Source organism: Thermoanaerobaculia bacterium (genome assembly GCA_018057705.1).
Taxonomy (GTDB): Bacteria; Acidobacteriota; Thermoanaerobaculia; order Multivoradales; family JAGPDF01; genus JAGPDF01.
This window is the reverse complement of sequence record JAGPDF010000056.1, coordinates 13,382-29,306: the sequence shown is the minus strand read 5'-3', so window position 1 is coordinate 29,306 and position 15,925 is coordinate 13,382. Positions and strand designations below refer to the sequence as shown.

At 69.5% G+C, this 15,925-nt stretch carries 15 protein-coding genes and 1 pseudogene; 9 read left to right on the top strand and 7 right to left on the bottom strand.

Going from position 1 to position 15,925, the window contains the following annotated elements; translation table 11 throughout:
• Positions 1–363 precede the first annotated feature (363 nt).
• Entirely contained in the window at positions 364–1,143 is a 780-nt protein-coding gene (locus tag KBI44_15490; GenBank protein ID MBP9145885.1) for a serine hydrolase, read from the top strand.
• Positions 1,144–1,166: 23 nt separating this feature from the next.
• On the opposite strand, the pseudogene KBI44_15485 reads toward KBI44_15490, so the two are convergent.
• Positions 1,167–1,244 (bottom strand): annotated as a pseudogene (locus tag KBI44_15485) (DUF3494 domain-containing protein).
• A 444-nt stretch (positions 1,245–1,688) separates the two neighbouring features.
• Here KBI44_15485 and KBI44_15480 point away from each other — a divergent pair.
• The 5 genes from KBI44_15480 to KBI44_15460 all read left to right on the top strand — a co-directional run bounded on the left by KBI44_15480 (position 1,689) and on the right by KBI44_15460 (position 8,001).
• The gene (locus KBI44_15480; GenBank protein MBP9145884.1) at positions 1,689–2,804 is read left to right on the top strand and encodes a threonine aldolase; all 1,116 of its coding nucleotides are present in this window, start codon (positions 1,689–1,691) and stop codon (positions 2,802–2,804) included.
• Positions 2,805–2,985: 181 nt separating this feature from the next.
• On the top strand, positions 2,986–4,227 hold the full coding sequence (locus KBI44_15475; GenBank protein MBP9145883.1) for a beta-lactamase family protein: 1,242 nt from the start codon (positions 2,986–2,988) through the stop codon (positions 4,225–4,227).
• A gap of 65 nt (positions 4,228–4,292) precedes the next feature.
• Positions 4,293–5,327 (top strand): deoxyhypusine synthase family protein, encoded by a 1,035-nt coding sequence (locus KBI44_15470; protein MBP9145882.1) that lies wholly within the window; start codon positions 4,293–4,295, stop codon positions 5,325–5,327.
• Positions 5,328–5,531: 204 nt separating this feature from the next.
• Positions 5,532–6,113 carry a nuclear transport factor 2 family protein gene (locus KBI44_15465; protein ID MBP9145881.1) on the top strand — a complete coding sequence of 194 codons (582 nt, stop codon included), beginning with the start codon at positions 5,532–5,534 and terminating at the stop codon, positions 6,111–6,113.
• 94 nt (positions 6,114–6,207) lie between these two features.
• Positions 6,208–8,001, top strand: coding sequence for a hypothetical protein (locus KBI44_15460; GenBank protein ID MBP9145880.1), 1,794 nt, complete (start codon positions 6,208–6,210; stop codon positions 7,999–8,001).
• 39 nt (positions 8,002–8,040) lie between these two features.
• Here KBI44_15460 and KBI44_15455 read toward each other — a convergent pair whose 3' ends face one another.
• Positions 8,041–9,507: an aspartate aminotransferase family protein gene (locus tag KBI44_15455; GenBank protein MBP9145879.1), complete on the bottom strand. Its 1,467-nt coding sequence runs from the start codon at positions 9,505–9,507 to the stop codon at positions 8,041–8,043.
• A gap of 151 nt (positions 9,508–9,658) precedes the next feature.
• Here KBI44_15455 and KBI44_15450 point away from each other — a divergent pair, with 151 nt between their 5' ends.
• The gene (locus KBI44_15450) at positions 9,659–9,865 is read left to right on the top strand and encodes a hypothetical protein (protein MBP9145878.1); all 207 of its coding nucleotides are present in this window, start codon (positions 9,659–9,661) and stop codon (positions 9,863–9,865) included.
• 364 nt (positions 9,866–10,229) lie between these two features.
• Here the strand turns inward: KBI44_15450 and KBI44_15445 are convergent, their stop codons facing one another.
• On the bottom strand, positions 10,230–10,505 hold the full coding sequence (locus KBI44_15445) for a hypothetical protein (GenBank protein ID MBP9145877.1): 276 nt from the start codon (positions 10,503–10,505) through the stop codon (positions 10,230–10,232).
• Between the two features lie 320 nt (positions 10,506–10,825).
• Between KBI44_15445 and KBI44_15440 the strand changes: the two genes are divergently transcribed.
• Entirely contained in the window at positions 10,826–11,302 is a 477-nt protein-coding gene (locus KBI44_15440; protein ID MBP9145876.1) for a VOC family protein, read from the top strand.
• A 47-nt stretch (positions 11,303–11,349) separates the two neighbouring features.
• Here KBI44_15440 and KBI44_15435 read toward each other — a convergent pair whose 3' ends face one another.
• The 3 genes from KBI44_15435 to KBI44_15425 form a co-directional block, all read right to left on the bottom strand.
• A complete protein-coding gene (locus KBI44_15435) occupies positions 11,350–11,715 on the bottom strand; it encodes a hypothetical protein (protein MBP9145875.1) in 366 nt (121 codons plus the stop codon).
• Positions 11,708–12,268: an RNA polymerase sigma factor gene (locus tag KBI44_15430; protein MBP9145874.1), complete on the bottom strand. Its 561-nt coding sequence runs from the start codon at positions 12,266–12,268 to the stop codon at positions 11,708–11,710. The genes KBI44_15435 and KBI44_15430 overlap by 8 nt, the downstream gene beginning before the upstream one ends.
• Before the next feature lie 147 nt (positions 12,269–12,415).
• Positions 12,416–13,378, bottom strand: a complete 963-nt coding sequence (locus KBI44_15425) for a VOC family protein (protein ID MBP9145873.1) — start codon at positions 13,376–13,378, stop codon at positions 12,416–12,418.
• A 331-nt stretch (positions 13,379–13,709) separates the two neighbouring features.
• On the opposite strand from KBI44_15425, the gene KBI44_15420 reads away from it, so the two are divergent.
• Positions 13,710–14,876: a hypothetical protein gene (locus tag KBI44_15420; protein ID MBP9145872.1), complete on the top strand. Its 1,167-nt coding sequence runs from the start codon at positions 13,710–13,712 to the stop codon at positions 14,874–14,876.
• Positions 14,877–15,012: 136 nt separating this feature from the next.
• Here the strand turns inward: KBI44_15420 and KBI44_15415 are convergent, their stop codons facing one another.
• On the bottom strand, positions 15,013–15,909 hold the full coding sequence (locus KBI44_15415) for a LysR family transcriptional regulator (protein ID MBP9145871.1): 897 nt from the start codon (positions 15,907–15,909) through the stop codon (positions 15,013–15,015).
• Positions 15,910–15,925: the final 16 nt, after the last annotated feature.

Sequence of the window (15,925 nt, the reverse complement as noted above, 5' to 3'; positions counted from 1 at the left end):
TGAGGTCGCCTCGCCGCGCGCCGTCGACCTTCCCCCACAGGCCTGTCCTCCTCCCCAAGGAAACGCGGTACTAGAGAACAGGGAACCTGCCAAGGAGATCGCAATGTCTCAACCGCTCGTTCGTCGTTCGGAGAACTGGAAGTTTTCTCACGCTGCCGCTGCGATGGGCGCGTTCTGGGCTCGGGCCCGCAGAATCGAGGCCCGCCGGATCGCCCGGACACCTCAGCGCCGCTGCGGGGGGGCGAAATCCGCCGCCGCGTCCCCAGGAGCTGCGGCCGCCGCCCGGCAACCTTGAAGTCCATCTCCGAACGCGACCGACGAGTCCGAGGTCGAAACCGGGCGCCATTCCCCTGACCGACGCTCCTGCCCGAGTCCCTCGCGGCGGTATCACGTGGGCAGGCGCTTCGTGCCTGTCGCACCCGCGCCCGGGTTGACGCCGCCGGCTTCGCCGCGGGCCACCTGCTCTACCCCGAGCTCGAGCTGGGCGCCGCCTACGACAAGGCCAAGCAGGCCGAGCCGTTCGATCCGCTCGGCATGACGTCGACGACCTTCGACTACGCGCGCGCCCAGGCCGGAAATCAGGCCCGACCGCACGCGCCGGACATCGACGGCAAGACCGCGCCGGCAGTGATGGAGCTCCACTACGCGGTGATCCCGGTCCGCCCGGCCGGCGCGGCGTGGGCCAACGTGCGCGACATGCTGCGCCAGGTGCAGATGGAAGTCGACGAGGGAATGCTGCCGGGCGGGCAACGCTACATCGCGCGCGATCCGCTGCTCGCGCGGCGCGAGAAACAGGTGCCGCTGGGCAACGATGCGATCTACGGCATGGGCCTCATGGTCGAGACGACCTACGACGTGCCGGTGGTGCACCACGGCGGCGACAGGATCGGGCACCACAGCGACATGATCTGGCTTCCAGAGCAGAAGGTCGGCGCCGTGGTGCTTACCAGCGGCGATCCGGGCTGGACGTTGCGCACCCAGTTCCGGCGCAAGCTCCTCGAGGTCCTCTTGGACGGACGCGCCGAGGCCGGAGCACAAGTCGAAGCGAGCGCCAAGGCCTATTACGACAGCCTCGCCTCGGAGGGCAAGCGCACGCCCGTGGCGCGCGATGCGCAGCACGAGCACGTCTGCGAGGAGCGCTAGACGAGGCGGGCACGATCAGGCGCCCACTTGTAGAGCCCCGGCGCCAGCGTCTGCCCGGTGAGATCGCCGCCATAGAGCTCGGTGAAGTCGGGCAGGGTCCGGTTGTAGATCCCGTTCCTTCTGCTTCCGAGTCTCATTTTCCTTCTCCTTGTCCCAGCAGCTCTGCCCCCTGATCGAGATCGGATCCAGAGCTCGCGCCGCGGAGCAGGTCGCTCCCGCGATTCGAAGAGTGCCTTCTGGAACCGGACGGGCGCCTCGGTGAGACGGGCATTTCCGAGCACCGGGCGAGAGACGACGATCCTGAGGAGAGCGTTTGCACCCGCTGCCCTGCCGTCGAAGCCTTTTCAGCGTAGGGCACGATCACCCCGCAGGGAAGCGGGCTTACTACGAAGATCGACTCGAATGCCGTCGCGAACCGGGTAGTAAGTACCCGCGCCACCACTCATTCCGGGCAACGCACGCCCAGGCGCTCGTGCCGGCAGGCTCGAAACGAAGTGCGTTACGCTGTGTTTTTCCGCTCCATGCAGGCGAAGGGGATGCGAGGCATGGACATCGGCGGGACCCTGCGCGAGCCCCAACCGGAGAATCTCGACTCCTTTCGCTGGACCCGCGCGCGGGCGCTCGACGGACACGGCAACCGCAGCGCCGCCGAGCTTCTCGCCGCGATTCCGGCGGACGCCGGGGTCGACCGGTACGGCGCCGGCGGCGCGGTCGCGGCGCTCGAGGAGAAGATGCGGACCGTCCTCGGCAAGCCCGCGGCGCTCTTCATGCCGTCGGGCACGATGGCGCAACAGATCGCGCTGCGCATCCACGCCGACCGCCGCGGCGTTCGCACCGTCGCCTTCCATCCGACGGCGCACCTCGAGCTCCACGAAGACAAGGCGTATCAGCGACTCCACGGTCTCGTCGGCCTGAAGATCGGCGACCCGCGCGGGCTCATCACGATCGAGGATCTGCGCGGCGTCGGCGAGCCGCTCGCCGCCCTCCTCCTCGAGCTGCCGCAGCGCGAGATCGGCGGCCGCCTGCCGCCGTGGAGCGACCTCGAAGAGCAGGTCGCCTTCGTGCGCGCGCAGGGCGCGGCCCTCCATCTCGACGGCGCCCGGCTCTGGGAGTGCACGCCGCACTACGAGCGTTCCCCCGCCGCTATCGCCGCCCTGTTCGACACCGTCTACGTCTCGCTCTACAAAGGGCTCGGAGGTCTTGCCGGTTGTTGTCTCGCCGGCGAGGAGGAGGTCATCGCCGAGGCGCGCGCCTGGCGCCGCCGGCACGGCGGCACGCTCTTCGGCCTCTGGCCGGGCGCGGCGTCGGGGCTCGCCGCGCTGCGCCAGCGCCTGCCGCTCATGCCGCGCTACTGCGAGCATGCGCGCGCCATCGCCGAGGCTCTCCGCCGGGTCCCGAACCTCGAGGTGGTTCCCGATCCCCCGCCCACTCCGATGATGCACCTGCACCTGCGGGTCGAAGCCGGTGCCTTCCTCGCGGCGGCGCGCCGCCTCGCCGAGGAGCGGAGCCTCTTCACCTGGGCGCGCAGCTCCGCCGGAGCGACGCCTTCGATTCGCGTCGTCGAGCTCACGGTCGGCGACGCGACTCTCTCGTTCGCGCCCGAGGAGGTGGCCGAGATCCTCGAGCGGCTGCTGTCGCCGGCAACGAACGCCCCCCGCTAGCCTCGGGAAGCGGCTCGGAGGGGACTCTTCCGCAAGGGTGAAGGCAAACCTGTCGCCCGACCCGGCTAACCGGGTGGCCCTTTCGTTCGTAGTGAAAGTGAGCACCGATGGATCGGCGATGGGCGCCCTCTCCACCAGGTGAGCTCTGTCGGGAGTCGAACCTATGCGGAGAAAGTCGCGCTTGACGGGAACGTGGGTCGTGGCGGCCGCGGCGGCGCTGGGCGGGGCGGCGGGACTGGCCGGGGGAGTCGGGAGGGGCGCAGAACCGCCGCAGCCCGTACCGGCCCCGCGACAGGCCGAGGTCCGCCGCGAGCCGACCCACCCCTCCGATGCCGATGCCGCCCTCGACCTGCGGATCGAGGAGAGGATGCGCGAGGCGGGACTGGTCGGCCTCGGCGCGGCGATCCTGGTCGACGGCAAGGTGGTGTGGACGAAAGGGTATGGTTTCGCCGATCGGGAGGCTCGCCGGCCGTTCACTCCGGAAACGGTGATGAACGTCGGCTCGATCTCCAAGACGGTGATCGGCGTCAGCCTGATGCGCGCCGTCGAGGACGGGAAGCTGAAGCTCGACGATGACGTCAACGTCCACCTGCCGTTCCGCGTCCGCAACCCGCGCCATCCCGAGGTCCCCATCACCCTCCGCCAGCTCGCGATCCATACTTCCGGAATCGCCGATCGCGAGCCCGTCTACAGCTCCTCCTACCATCAGGGCGGCGATTCTCCGGTGGCTCTCGGGGACTTTCTGCGCGACTACTTCGAGCCGCAGGGAAAGCTCTACTCGCAGGACAACTTCATCGCGGCGAGGCCGGGCGCTGCGCGGGAGTACTCCAATATCGGCGCTGCACTCGCCGCCTACGCCATCGAAAGGGCGACCGGTCTCGGGTTCGCGGAATCCACGCGGAGCGGGATCTTCCGGCCGCTCGGCATGTCCAGCACCGGCTGGTTCCTCTCCGAGGTCGATCCAGCCCGGCACTCCAGGCTGTACGACGCGAGCGCCGGATCACCGGTCGAAATTCCACTCTACGGGCTGGCCACCTACCCGGATGGCGGCCTGCGGACCTCCGTGTCCGACCTCTCGCGGTTCTTCCTGGCCCTTCTCAATGGTGGAATGCACGACGGCGTCCGCATTCTCGCGCCGCCCTCCGCCGGGGAGATGCAGCGCTTCCAGTACACGCCGGAGAACCGGCCCGGGAACGTGCAACTCGCGGAGAAGAACTCCGGAATCTTCTGGTCCACGAAGATGGACGTGACCTTCATCGGCCACGGCGGGACCGACCCGGGCGTGCAGGCCGAGATGCTGGCCGAGCCGTCGAAGCGGGTCGGGGTGATCCTGCTCTCCAACACGACGCCGGCAGAGGGCAAAGGGCGGAGCTTTTCCGCCATCTTCCAGGCCCTCGTCGCCCGGGGGCGAGAGATGGTCTGAGCGGGGGCGGTGGGCAGGAGATCCAGAACGGCTCCGCGCGCCGGGGAATTGGTAAAGTCCTCTTCATGTCCGACACGAACCTTCCGATTCTCGATTTCGTCCTGCGCAACTACCAGAACTTCAATGCCCGCGCGACGCGCGACGCGCTGCTCGCCTACATCCGTCATCTCGAAGGCGGCGGGAAGATGTTCTGGTCCATCGCCGGAGCCATGTCCTCGGCCCAACTCGGCATCACCCTGGCGCCGGCGATTCGCGAGGGCCTGATCCACGGCCTGTCGGTGACCGGAGCGAATCTCGAGGAGTCGCTCTTCCGGCTCGTGGCCCACCGGAGCTACAAGGATTTCCCCGACTACCGCTATTTCACCAAGCAGGACGACACCCGCATTCTCGAGCAGCGGATGCGGCGGGTCACCGATACGAGCATTCCGGAGGACGAGGCCTTCCGGGCGGTCGAGAAGTTCCTCGTGCCGGCGTGGGAGCGCGCCGAGGCCAACGGCGAGCGCCACTTCTGGCACGAGTACTTCTACGATCTCGTCCTCGCGCTGCCGCGCGACCTGCACGAGGGGAATCCCGATGAGTGCTGGCTCCTCGCCGCCGCCGAGGCCCGCCTCCCGATCGTCGTGCCCGGCTACGAGGACTCGACCTTCGGCAACATCTTCGCCTCGCACGTCAAGTTCGGCGACTTCTCCGCCACCATCGCCAAGTCGGGCATCGAGTACATGGCTGCCTTCTACGACCAGTACCCCGCGCTGGCTGAAGGCGCCGCGGGGGACGCTGCGGAGGGCGCGGGCGTCGGCTTCTTCCAGATCGGCGGCGGCATCGCGGGGGACTTCCCGATCTGCGTCGTGCCGTCGATCAAGTACGACCTGCAGCAGCCCGTCCGCCCGTGGGCCTACTTCTGCCAGATCTCCGACTCGACGACCTCGTACGGTTCCTATTCGGGCGCGACGCCCAACGAGAAGATCACCTGGGACAAGCTCACCGAAGAGACGCCGATGTTCGTGATCGAGTCCGACGCCACCATCGTCGCCCCGCTCATCCTCAGCGCGCTCCTCGAGTACCGCCGGAACCCCGACCTCGCCCGCCGGCGGCTGGCGTAGCCGGGAGGTCGTTCCACCCCAGCGTGAACGAATCGGAGAGCTCGGGAGCTTGCAGCTCGTCTCGTCGCTCGCGAGCTGTCGGCGGCTGTGGAGACCGGCCGCCGGCCCGAGGTAGCTGCGCCAGGGCCGGAATCGAGCAAGAAACCGCAAGCGCCGAAGGCGGCGACTTCGGTACATTTTGCTCTTCCCACAGGAGGAGCTTCGATGCGATCCCCCCGAAGAATCCCGATTCTCGCGAAGACCCTGCCCCCCGGCTCGATCGCCTCGATCGCCTCGATCGGTGCGATCTTCGCCATCATCGCCATCATCGCCATCATCGCGATGCCGCTGCCGCTGCCGGCGCAGGCGCCATCGCCAGCGCCGCCCGCGCCGGCCCGTGACACGGCGATCGACCCGGAGATCCTGCGGCTGCGCGAGTCGGCCTGGCGCGCCTGGTTCGGCGGCGACGAGGCGGCGCTCCGCAGCCTTCTGCCGCCCGAGTTCATCGGCATCGACATGGGCGACGGCCCGTTCAGCGATCTCGAGAAGACACTCGCCGAATCGCGCGCCTTCCGTGCCGGCGGCGGCCGCCTCGTGCGCCTGGAGTTTCCCGAGACGCGGGCGCAGCGGCTGGGCGACGCCGTCGCGCTCTACGGCCGCTACTCGGTCGTGCTCGAGTCGGAGGGCCAGGAGCGCACCCTCGCCGGCCGACTCACCGAGATCTTCGTGTTGCGCGAAGGCCGCTGGTGGCATCCGGGCTGGCATCTCGATCTCGCCTCGACGGGCGGCGGAGTCGCAGAACCCTGAGGCGGCGGTTCCGAAGGCCGGCCCGCTCGAGGTCGCGTCCTGCGAAGCGGCGGCTCGGATAGAGTGCCGACCCAGACCTCGAGGAAGTGATGCCATGCGCAAGACCCTGCTGGTCGTCCTGTCGATCGTGCTGTCGGCCGCTCCGGTTCGGGCGGCGTGGCTGCGTGCGGACCTCGCCCTCAACTCCGTGTGGCTCGCCGCGGAGGAGGACGTCGTCGCGACGGTGACGATCGAGAATCGTTCGCCGCGGACCGTTCTGCTGCCGCGCTGGCTCGTGCCGGGCCCGCGCCTCGACGCGAGCCTCTTCGCCGTGACCCGCGACGGCCAGCCCGTCACCTATCTCGGCCGCCTCGTCAAGCGCGCCGCCCCCGGCCCCGCCGACTTCGTGGCGCTCGCGCCGGGCGAGTCCCTCTCCGCCGTGACCGAGCTCACGAGGCACTACGACATGAGCGGAGGCGGCGAGTACGTCGTCGCCTACCGCATCGACCTGCTGGAAGGTATCGGCGCCGAAGGCAACCACAGCTTCGCCCCCGGCGCCGGCGGATTGCGCGAAACTGTCGAGTCGAACGCCGTTGCGGTCTGGCGCGAGGGCCCCTCCTCTCTGCCGCTTCCGGCCTGGTCCGCCGCGCCGGCGGGAGAGAGCTCGCTCTCCACCCAGAACTGCTCGGCCAGCCAGTCGACCGCTGTGACCACGGCGGTAGGGAACGCCCTCAGCTATTCGACCGGCGCCAAGTCCTACCTCGACGGCAGGACCTGGTCGACGGTCGGGTCGCGCTACACCACCTGGTTCGGCGCCGCCAACAGTGGTCGCTTCGACACCGTCTCGAATCACTTCATCGCCATCCGCAGCGCGTTCCAGACGGCGCCGATCGTCGTCGACTGCTCCTGCGACGACCCCTACTACGCCTACGTCTATCCGAGTCAGCCGTACACCATCTACGTCTGCAATGCCTTCTGGACGGCGCCGGCCACCGGCACCGACTCCAAGGCCGGGACGCTGGTCCACGAGATGTCGCATTTCAACGTCGTCGCGGCGACCGACGACCATGTCTACGGTCAGACCTCCTGCAGGGGTCTCGCGACGTCGCAGCCGAATCTCGCGGTGCACAACGCCGACAGCCACGAATACTTCGCCGAGAACACGCCACCCCTCGAAGGCGGGAGTGCCGGAAGTCTCCGGTTCGCGGAAGCGACCAGTTCAGTCGACGAAAGCGATGGGTCGGTGACCCTGACCGTACGCAGGGTGGGCGGATCGACGGGACCCGCCTCGGTCCACTACGCGACCTCGGACGGCACCGCAGGCGCGCCCGACGACTATGCGAGCAGGACCGGACTGCTGGCCTGGGACAGCGGCGTCGGTGGCGACCTGAGCTTCACCGTGCCCGTCCTCGACGACACGGCGACCGAGGCGAGCGAGAACTTCACGGTCGTCCTTTCGTCGCCGACCGGCGGTGCGACGCTGGGCAGTCCGTCGACTTCGACGGTGACGATCCTCGACAACGACGACAACTGCACACCCTCCCTCTGCGTTTCCGACGCCAACACGCTCTGCCTGGCGGGCGGCTCGGGCACGCCGAACCGGTTCCGCGTGCGGGTCACCTGGACCGATTTCTCGGGCGGGAGCGGTCCGGGCGTGGCGCTCGCCTATACGGCGGACTCCGGCTTCTTCTATTTCTTCAACCCGCAGATCCTCGAGCTGCTGGTGAAGATCGTCAACGGCTGCAGCGCGAACGGCTCTTACTGGTTCTTCTACGCCTCGACGTCGAACGTCGCGCTCGCCTACACCGTGGAAGATCTCCAGGCCTGCAAGGCCGAGACCGTGACCGTCCCCCTCGGCCAGTTCGCGTCGAACGGCGACATCGAGTTCTTCGACCAATCCTGCCCATAGCCCGAGCCGGCGACGCTCGGCGTCGCCCGACTGCCCGGTTCAACGCTCCAACCGTGCACCGAGCTCACGCAGGACGGCGACCAGCTCGTCGACGTCTTCGTTGCGGGTCCGCCAGTTCGAGAAGGCGGGGCGGAAGATCGTGCGCCCGGCGAGCTTCGAGGTGCCGATGAGGAAGCGGCCGTCTTCGAGGACCGCTTCGCCGAGGCGGCGGTTGAGGTCATCGAGCGCCGCCTCGTCCACGCCGCCCGGGTTGTAGCGGAAGGGCACGATGTTCAGTTGAACCTCCGCCAGGCGCTCGAGGTCGGGCGCGGCGTCGACGCCCCTTGCCAGATGCTGCGCGAGGTCGAGGTTGTGCTCCACCAGGCGGCGGACGCCGTCCCGCCCGTAGGCCGCGAGCGTCGCCCAGGTCGCGAACCCGCGCGCCCGCCGCGAGCTCTCCGGACCGAGGGCGCCGAGGGTCGGGCGCGGCTCGTCCGGCGCCGGCAGATAGTCGGCGGTGTAGCGGAAGGCCTTCAACATCAGCTCGTGGTCGCGCACCAAGGCGTAGCCGGCGTCGTACGGCACGTTCAGCCACTTGTGTCCGTCCACGGTCACCGAGTCGGCGCCCTCGACGCCGCGCGCCAGGTGCTCCGTGCGCGGCGAGAGCCGGGCGAAGAGGCCGAACGCCCCGTCCACGTGGACCCAGGCGTCGTACCGGCGCGCGAGGACGATGGCCTCGGCGATCGGATCGAAGTCGCCCGCGTTGACCTCGCCGGCGTTGAGGATCACCACCGCCGGAGCGCCCGCGAGCCGCGCCAACTCGCGCTCGAAGAGCGTGAGGTCGAGACGGCCACCGGGGTCGCGGGAGCAGACCTTCACCGCGTCGCGTCCGTGGCCGAGGAGCGCCAGGACCTTGCGCGCCGAGGCGTGCACGTAGCCCGAGCTCAGCACGGGCATCGGCGGGAGCCCCGAGAGCCCGCGCTCCGAGACATCGACGCCGTGTCGCTCGCCCCACCATTGGCGCGCGGCGGCGAGCGCAACGAAGTTCGCCATGCTGGCGCCGGTGACCATGATGCCGGACCACGCGCGCGGCAGCCCGAAGAGCTCCTTCAACCAGGCGAGCGCCTGCAACTCGAGGGTCACGCCGACCGGCGACGTCACCCAGGTATAGGTCACCGTGTCGTGGATCGTCGCCAGGAGGTCGGCACCGAGCGCCGCCGGGGTCGTGCCGCCGATCACGAAGTGGAAGCACCTGGGCCCGTTGGTGTTCGCTCCGGCGGCGTCCACCAGCGCCCGGAGCCTGGCGAGCGTCGGGAAAGTGCCGGCGCCGCTCTCCGGCAGCGGCACATCGAGCCCGGCCAGAGCGGCGGCGGCTCCCGCCGGCAGGGTGATCCGCTCGTCCGCGCTCGCCATCGCCCGTGAGAGCGCGGCGGCGATCTCCGGCGCGAGCTGCGCGGCGTCCTCGCGGAAGCCGGCCGCGAACGGGGGTTCGCTTCCGGACGCAGGTCTTCGACCCTGATTCGTCATCACTCGTCCTCCTTGCGAAGTGGGCGCGCGCACGAGCCTACCAACGCCCGGCCTCGAGGTGCCTGGCATCGAGAATGCAAAGCTCCAAATGCAGATACACGCAGCAGTCGGACTGTGATGAATTTCACAACTACCTGGGAAGGAGATCCCCATGTCGCAACCGTTGGCTCGTCAGTCGAAGAACCTGCAGTTCTCCCACGCTGCTGCCGCGATGGGTGCCTTCTGGGAGCGCGCACGAAAAAGCGACGACCGCCGAATCCGCAGAGTCCGGCAGATGGTCGTGGAGAGGACCCGCGCGCTCATCGCCGGGAGTTCCGAGGCGCCCGTCGCCGGCCCCTCGCTGCGCCGATCCTTCTGAGGCAGCAGTTTTCACGGCACCTCGAGCCGACGCCAGACAGGTCGACCCTGTCCGGCCTCTCGAGGTCGCCTAAGCAGTCCCCGGCAGAGGTTCCCTCGAAGGCGGCGGCGGGTCCTGAATCGGTTGCGGTGGATCTTCCGCCGGCGGGAGTGGCGGGTCCTGGATCGGCGCCTCGACCGGATCGCGCGGCGGCGCCATCGGCGGCACCTGCGTCGGCACCGGAGGATCCTGGTAGGGAGGCGGCGGCGGGTCGGTCGGCGGCGGCTGAATCGGGCTCGAGGTCATCTTCGCCTGATTCGCAAGTCCTGTGCCATTCGAAGCCACGGAGTCGACGATGTCCTTCGACCGCACATTCGCTACTTCACTAGCGGTTCTTCGGCGAGCCGCCGTCATTCGCGCGGTCGAAGCGCGGAAACGGAGGCGAGCCGGGACCGCCCTGCTGCTGCCCTCCCGTCGACGTCTCGTCGCGGTCCCCGCCCTTGTGCTGCGACGCGTCCTTGTGCGACGTCGCGGCGCGGGAGTCGCGATCGCCGTTGTCGAGGTCCGGCTGGTGCCGCTGAGCGGGCTCGTTCCCCTGGCCTTTCGCAATCGTCTCCTCCTGCTTTGCGCTTCGGGATCCTGAAGTCTTGCTCTTGGTCATGTCGGCCTCTGCGAACGGGACAGGCGGGATTGCCGTCAGCGACGAGAGCCTGCAGGGTCGATGCCATGAGAAGCGGCGCCCACTGCAGGAGGGAAGACTGCCCGCCGCGCAAATTCTTCAATCGCCATGAACATTCCGCGCAGCGTGGCGACCGTGCGAGGCGCCCGCCGGCGCGCCAGCAGCGCCGCCAGATTCGGCAGTCGGGTTCCCAGGCGAGTTCTGGCACCTCTTCTGCACCGCCACTTCCCCGAAAATGGAACGCGGTTCGGCGCGCAGTGCGCGGCGCTCGACCAGACCCCAGTTCAAGGGAGCCCTCGAACATGACGCCAAAGAACACGATCTGTCTCTGGTTCGACAGGAACGCCCACGAAGCGGCTCGGTTCTACGCCGCCACCTTTCCGGACAGCAAAGTGACCGCCGTTCACAAGGCGCCCGGAGACTACCCGGGCGGCAAGGAGGGGGATGAGCTCACGGTGGAGTTCACCGTTCTGGGTATTCCCTGCCTCGGCCTGAACGGTGGCCCGGAGTTTCCGCATAGCGAGGCCTTTTCCTTCCAGATCGCGACCGACGATCAGGCAGAGACGGACCGCTACTGGAATGCAATCGTCGGCAACGGCGGCCAGGAAAGCGCGTGCGGCTGGTGCAAGGACCGCTGGGGCCTCAACTGGCAGATCACCCCCCGCGTGCTCACCGAGGCGATGGCGGCGGGTGGCTCCGAGGCGAAGCGCGCCTTCGACGCGATGATGACGATGCAGAAGATCGACGTCGCCGCTATCGAGGCGGCTCGGCGGGGCTGACGCCCATCGCCCGCCGCCGCACCAGGCGGGCGCCGACGGCGCCCGGTTCATCGCGCCGCCGAGCGGACGATCTGGAGCTCGAGCCGCTTGATCTCGCGCAGGACGCGATTCGACTCCATGCGCAACCAGAACCATAGCTTCAGGAAGCCGACCATCATCATCAGGAGAGCTGCACCCGCCCCCCAGCGCACCGCGTCGAGCACATCCCTGGCGTCGAAGAACTTCCAGCCGCAATAGACCGCGGCGGCAAAGAGCGCGAAGGTGAGGATCGTCGCGAAGACGGCCATTCCGCGCGCGGCACCGTCGTAGATACCGACCAACTGGCTGACGATTCCCTGCTCGCCGAGCCTGGCGAGGATCGCGCGGTCTTCAACTCCCAGGGCGGCCTCGATCCTCCGGTCAAGCTCATCCATGGCCTTCTCCTTTCAGTGCGGCGCGAAGTTTCGCCCGCGCATGCATCAGGCGGGTCTTCACGGTGCCCGCCGGCACGCTCATCGCCACGGCGATCTCCGCGACGCTGAGCTCTTCCATGTAGAACAGCGCGACTGCGGCCCGCTGGTCGGGCGGCAAACCGGCGATCGCTCTCGCCAGCGGCTCGACATCCGCCGCCGTTTCCATCCGACCTGCCGTGTCGTCGGTGCCCGGCGATTCCGCAGCGAATGCAGCACCGAGCCGTCTGGCGCGGACGCGCTCCCGGATCGCGTCGGCCGCCCGGCGAGAGACGATGCGGTAGGCCCAGGCAGCGAAGAGCGACGCGTCCTCGAGGCGTCCGAGGCCGCGCGCAATATCGATCCAGGCGCTCTGCACCACGTCGCGCGCCGCGTCCGCTTCGCCCAACAGCCGCCAGGCGTGGGCGAGGAGCTTCGGCTGCCAGCGTTCGGCGAGTTGCCCGAAGGCGCCGCGGTCGCCGACCCGCGCGGCGGCGGCCAGGTACTCATCGAAGAGGCGGGCGGTTCTGCGGGCCATGCCGGGTAGCTTCCTTTCGCTGTCGCCGTACTTCGCGATCCTGAGGAAAGTCGCTCGTCGCGGCATTCCGGTTCAATCCGACTCCGGGAATCTCCGTCAGCCGTTCGATCGCCTCGTGAGCGGCTCCGAGCCTGACTGCAGCATCATTCAGACCGTTCGCGAAAGCGGGTCGGATCCGCGGACCACGAGGGCGAGTGGCGTCCGCCACGGGTCTCGGGTCCGGGCACTGGTTCCTTCGGGAGCGATCTCGGCCGCGAATCCGGCGCTCTCGAGACTCGCGGCGGCGCTCCGGACCGACGCGGCGTCCGGCAGCTCTAGCGTCCACTCGAGGAGCTGCGCCTGGTCGGGTTCGGGTGCGCGGGCGCCCGGGCCGGCCCAGAGGTTGGTGCCGAGGTGGTGGTGGTAGCCCCCCGCCGAGAGGAAGAGAGCTCCGGGGTAGCTCCAGACGATGCGATCGAAGCCGAGCGCCTGCGAATAGAAGCGTGAGGCGAGCTCGAGGTCGCCGACGTGGAGGTGGACGTGCCCCATCGTCGTGCCGTCCGGCATTCCCGTCCAGGGGCCGCTCTCGCCCGCAGCCATGACCGCAGGAACATCGACCGGATCGGTCGCCATCAGGAGCTCGCGTCCGTTGCGGCGCCAGAGGGCGCGCGGTCGGTCGGCGTAGACCTCGATGCCGAGCCCGTCCGGATCGGTGAGATAGAACGCCTCGCTGACCAGGTGATCCCCGGCGCCGGGGCGGACGCCGACCTGGGAGAGATGCTGAACGAACCGGCCCAGCGCCGACCGGTCCGGGACCAGGATCGCGAAGTGGAAGAGACCGAGCCGGCCGCGGCCCGCAGGTCGGGCGCCGCGCCAAAGGCGCAGCTCGACGAGCGGACGGGCGCCAGCTCCGAGCACGGCGCCCATCTCGTCCCTTCCGAGCTCGGCCAAGCCGAGGGTCGTGCGGTAGAACTCGAGCGAACGCTCGAGGTCGGCGACCTGGAGCGTGACCGCCCCGACCGACGTTTCCTCCGGCAGTCGAAAGCCATCAGGCGCTTCGCCGTAACTGCCGGGCGTCGCCGGCTCCACGCTCGGCGCTGCATCGAAGATGTCGCGAGTCGTCACGCCCATGCTCGTCTCCTCGTGAGCTCTTTGAAGCTCAGCACTCTACCCCCGTCTGCGTGATCGAGCGGAGATCCAGCTCCCCCCTCGGCAGCCGCGCCCGGACTGCCCGCGAGCCCGGCGTTGGGGCGGCCAAGCTCGATCGCAAGATCGAGGAGACCGGGTTTCCCCACGCGCGCCATTGAATCGGCTGGATGTAACGAAACCTCTCCCTGGAACACTGAGTCAGGCAGACCCGGAACCGCAGGAGGAGCCCGGCCGGCTGACCGGCCGCTGGCGACCCGGCGGCCCGACCCTTGCCGAGATCCGGCGGGGCCATGCAGAAGGGGAGAGAGAGAACATGTGCAAGCCACTCACCGGTCGTCTGTTCCTTGCCACCGCCGCGGCCGTTCTGGTTGCCGGCCTCGCCGGCGCCGCCCGCGCCGAAGTCGTCCTGGTCCATCTGCAAACCGACTACGCGCCCGTTGCGGATTTCGCCGGAGTGCACGTGCGCTTCGCCTCCCTCGATCCGGGGGTCGTCCTCTTCGCCGACCATCTCGCCCTCGGCAGCCGCGACTACGCGACCGGCTGGGTGCGCGTCGCCGAGTTCGATGCTCCGTTCGGCAACTATCTGCTGACCGTCGACCTGCTCGCCGGCGACGGCGACATCGTCGCGCGCTGGTCGACGCTCACCGAGTTCGACGCCCCCCGCGTCTACAGCGTCGAGGCGCCGAAGCCATGGGGGTGGGCCGAGAAGAGCGTCGAGCTGGAGATCGACGCGGACGGCGACGGCGCGATCTCCGGCGGCGACCGGTTGCGCTACACGGTGGAGGCGCAGGGGCGGGTCGGCCGGAGCTTCACCGATGAGCTCGGCCCGGGCCTCGAACTGGTCGCAGGTAGCGTGAGCACGACCCACGGTCTCGTCCTCGAGGGCAACTCGGAGGCCGACCGCCGCGTGGAAATCGTCGAGATGAACTTCGGCGACACCGACTCGGCGATCGTCGAGTTCGAGGCCACGGTGCTGCCCGAGGTCGCCAACCAGGGCGAGATCCTGGTCGAGCTGGGCTCCTACACGCCGGGCTCATGGAGCGGTCAGTATGCCTCGGCGCGGATCGCGACCGACGACCCGGCCACTTCCACGCCCGGCGATCCGACGCGGTCGGCCGTCGCGTGCGGCACGGCCGCCTGCCAGGAAGATCTCGACGCCTGCACGGAGGAGCTCGGCGACTGCTCTGCGGAGCGCGCTGCGCTCGCGGCGCGGGTTGCCGATCTCGAGGCCGAGCTCGGTGCGCTCCTCGACGACGCCGACGGCGACGCAGTGCCGGCGGTCGCGGACGCCTGCACGGGCACGGCGGCGGGAGTCGCGGTGGACGCACTCGGCTGCTCGCTCGCGCAGTTCTGCTCGGACCACCCTCTGGGTGTGCCGCAGGGCATGAACCGCTGCCGCCACGCCGACTGGGAGAACGACGAACCGACTGGCAACCCGCACGACTGCCGTCCGCAGTCCGGGCTCTGCGTACCGGACTGAGCGACGGCCATGGAGGACAGGCCGCGGGATCGCGGCTCCGGGTCTCTGCGCGAGTCGGTCGTGCGGCTGACCAGGGGGCTGCGCAGACGCAGGATGAAGGAGTACAGGTTCTCCTCCGCGGGCGAACAACGCCGGGTCAGGGTCGCTCAGCGCAGACCGCGCGCACACATTCGCGCAGCCAGCGGTGGGCGGGATCGGCGTCCATGCGCGGATGCCAGAGCAGGGAGAGGGTGAACTCCGGAGTCGCGACGGGCAGGCGGAAGCTGTGCAGGCCGGAGCGCAGGTTTCCGGTGTGGCGCTCGGGGAGCGTCGCGATCAGGTCGGTGGCGCGGGCGAGAGCCAGCGCGGCCACGAAGCCGTCGACGTAGACGACGAGGTTCCGCTCGCGCCCCAGGGTCTCGAGGGCCCGATCGACCTGGTCACTGCCGGGGCCTCGCAGGTCGACATGGATGTGCCCGCCCGCCGCGTAGCGGGCGGGGGTGATCCGTCCGCGTGTCAGCGGATGCCCCGGGCGCACGACACCGACGAAGCGGTCGCCGAAGAGCGCCTGCGCGCGCAGCTCCGGCCCGGTCGTCGGCCCGACCACACCCGTCTCCAGATCGACCCGACCTTCGCGCAGCGCGGCGCTCTCGCGGTCGAGCTTCTGCCGAAAGGTCAACCGCACCCCCGGCGCATCCCGCAGAACGCGCGCCAGGAGGGCCGGCCCGAAGTTCTCGACGAAGCCCTCGCGGGTGCGCAGGGTGAACGTGCGCTCGAGGCGCGCCAGGTCGAGCTTCCCGGCCGGGCGGAGCACTTCGTTCGCCTCCTCGACGAGCGGCCGCACCCGTTCGCGCAGCGCGAGCGCCCGCGGCGTGGGAACGAGCCCGCGGCCAGCGCGCACCAGCAGCGGATCGCCGGTCGTCGCGCGCAGGCGGGCCAGGGCCCGGCTCATCGCCGATGGGCTGAGCCGCAGGCGCCGCCCGGCGCGCGTGACGCTGCCCTCAGCCAGCAGCACATCGAGAGTGACGAGCAGGTTGAGGTCGGGATCCGCCATGGATCGACCCTATCGG

Coding starts and splice junctions, on each gene's coding strand:
- KBI44_15480 (MBP9145884.1), top strand. CDS start 1,689: ATGGACATCGGCGGGACCCTGCGCGAGCCCCAACCGGAGAATCTCGAC.
- KBI44_15470 (MBP9145882.1), top strand. CDS start 4,293: ATGTCCGACACGAACCTTCCGATTCTCGATTTCGTCCTGCGCAACTAC.
- KBI44_15465 (MBP9145881.1), top strand. CDS start 5,532: ATGCGATCCCCCCGAAGAATCCCGATTCTCGCGAAGACCCTGCCCCCC.
- KBI44_15460 (MBP9145880.1), top strand. CDS start 6,208: ATGCGCAAGACCCTGCTGGTCGTCCTGTCGATCGTGCTGTCGGCCGCT.
- KBI44_15455 (MBP9145879.1), bottom strand. CDS start 9,507: ATGACGAATCAGGGTCGAAGACCTGCGTCCGGAAGCGAACCCCCGTTC.
- KBI44_15450 (MBP9145878.1), top strand. CDS start 9,659: ATGTCGCAACCGTTGGCTCGTCAGTCGAAGAACCTGCAGTTCTCCCAC.
- KBI44_15445 (MBP9145877.1), bottom strand. CDS start 10,505: ATGACCAAGAGCAAGACTTCAGGATCCCGAAGCGCAAAGCAGGAGGAG.
- KBI44_15440 (MBP9145876.1), top strand. CDS start 10,826: ATGACGCCAAAGAACACGATCTGTCTCTGGTTCGACAGGAACGCCCAC.
- KBI44_15435 (MBP9145875.1), bottom strand. CDS start 11,715: ATGGATGAGCTTGACCGGAGGATCGAGGCCGCCCTGGGAGTTGAAGAC.
- KBI44_15430 (MBP9145874.1), bottom strand. CDS start 12,268: ATGGCCCGCAGAACCGCCCGCCTCTTCGATGAGTACCTGGCCGCCGCC.
- KBI44_15425 (MBP9145873.1), bottom strand. CDS start 13,378: ATGGGCGTGACGACTCGCGACATCTTCGATGCAGCGCCGAGCGTGGAG.
- KBI44_15420 (MBP9145872.1), top strand. CDS start 13,710: ATGTGCAAGCCACTCACCGGTCGTCTGTTCCTTGCCACCGCCGCGGCC.
- KBI44_15415 (MBP9145871.1), bottom strand. CDS start 15,909: ATGGCGGATCCCGACCTCAACCTGCTCGTCACTCTCGATGTGCTGCTG.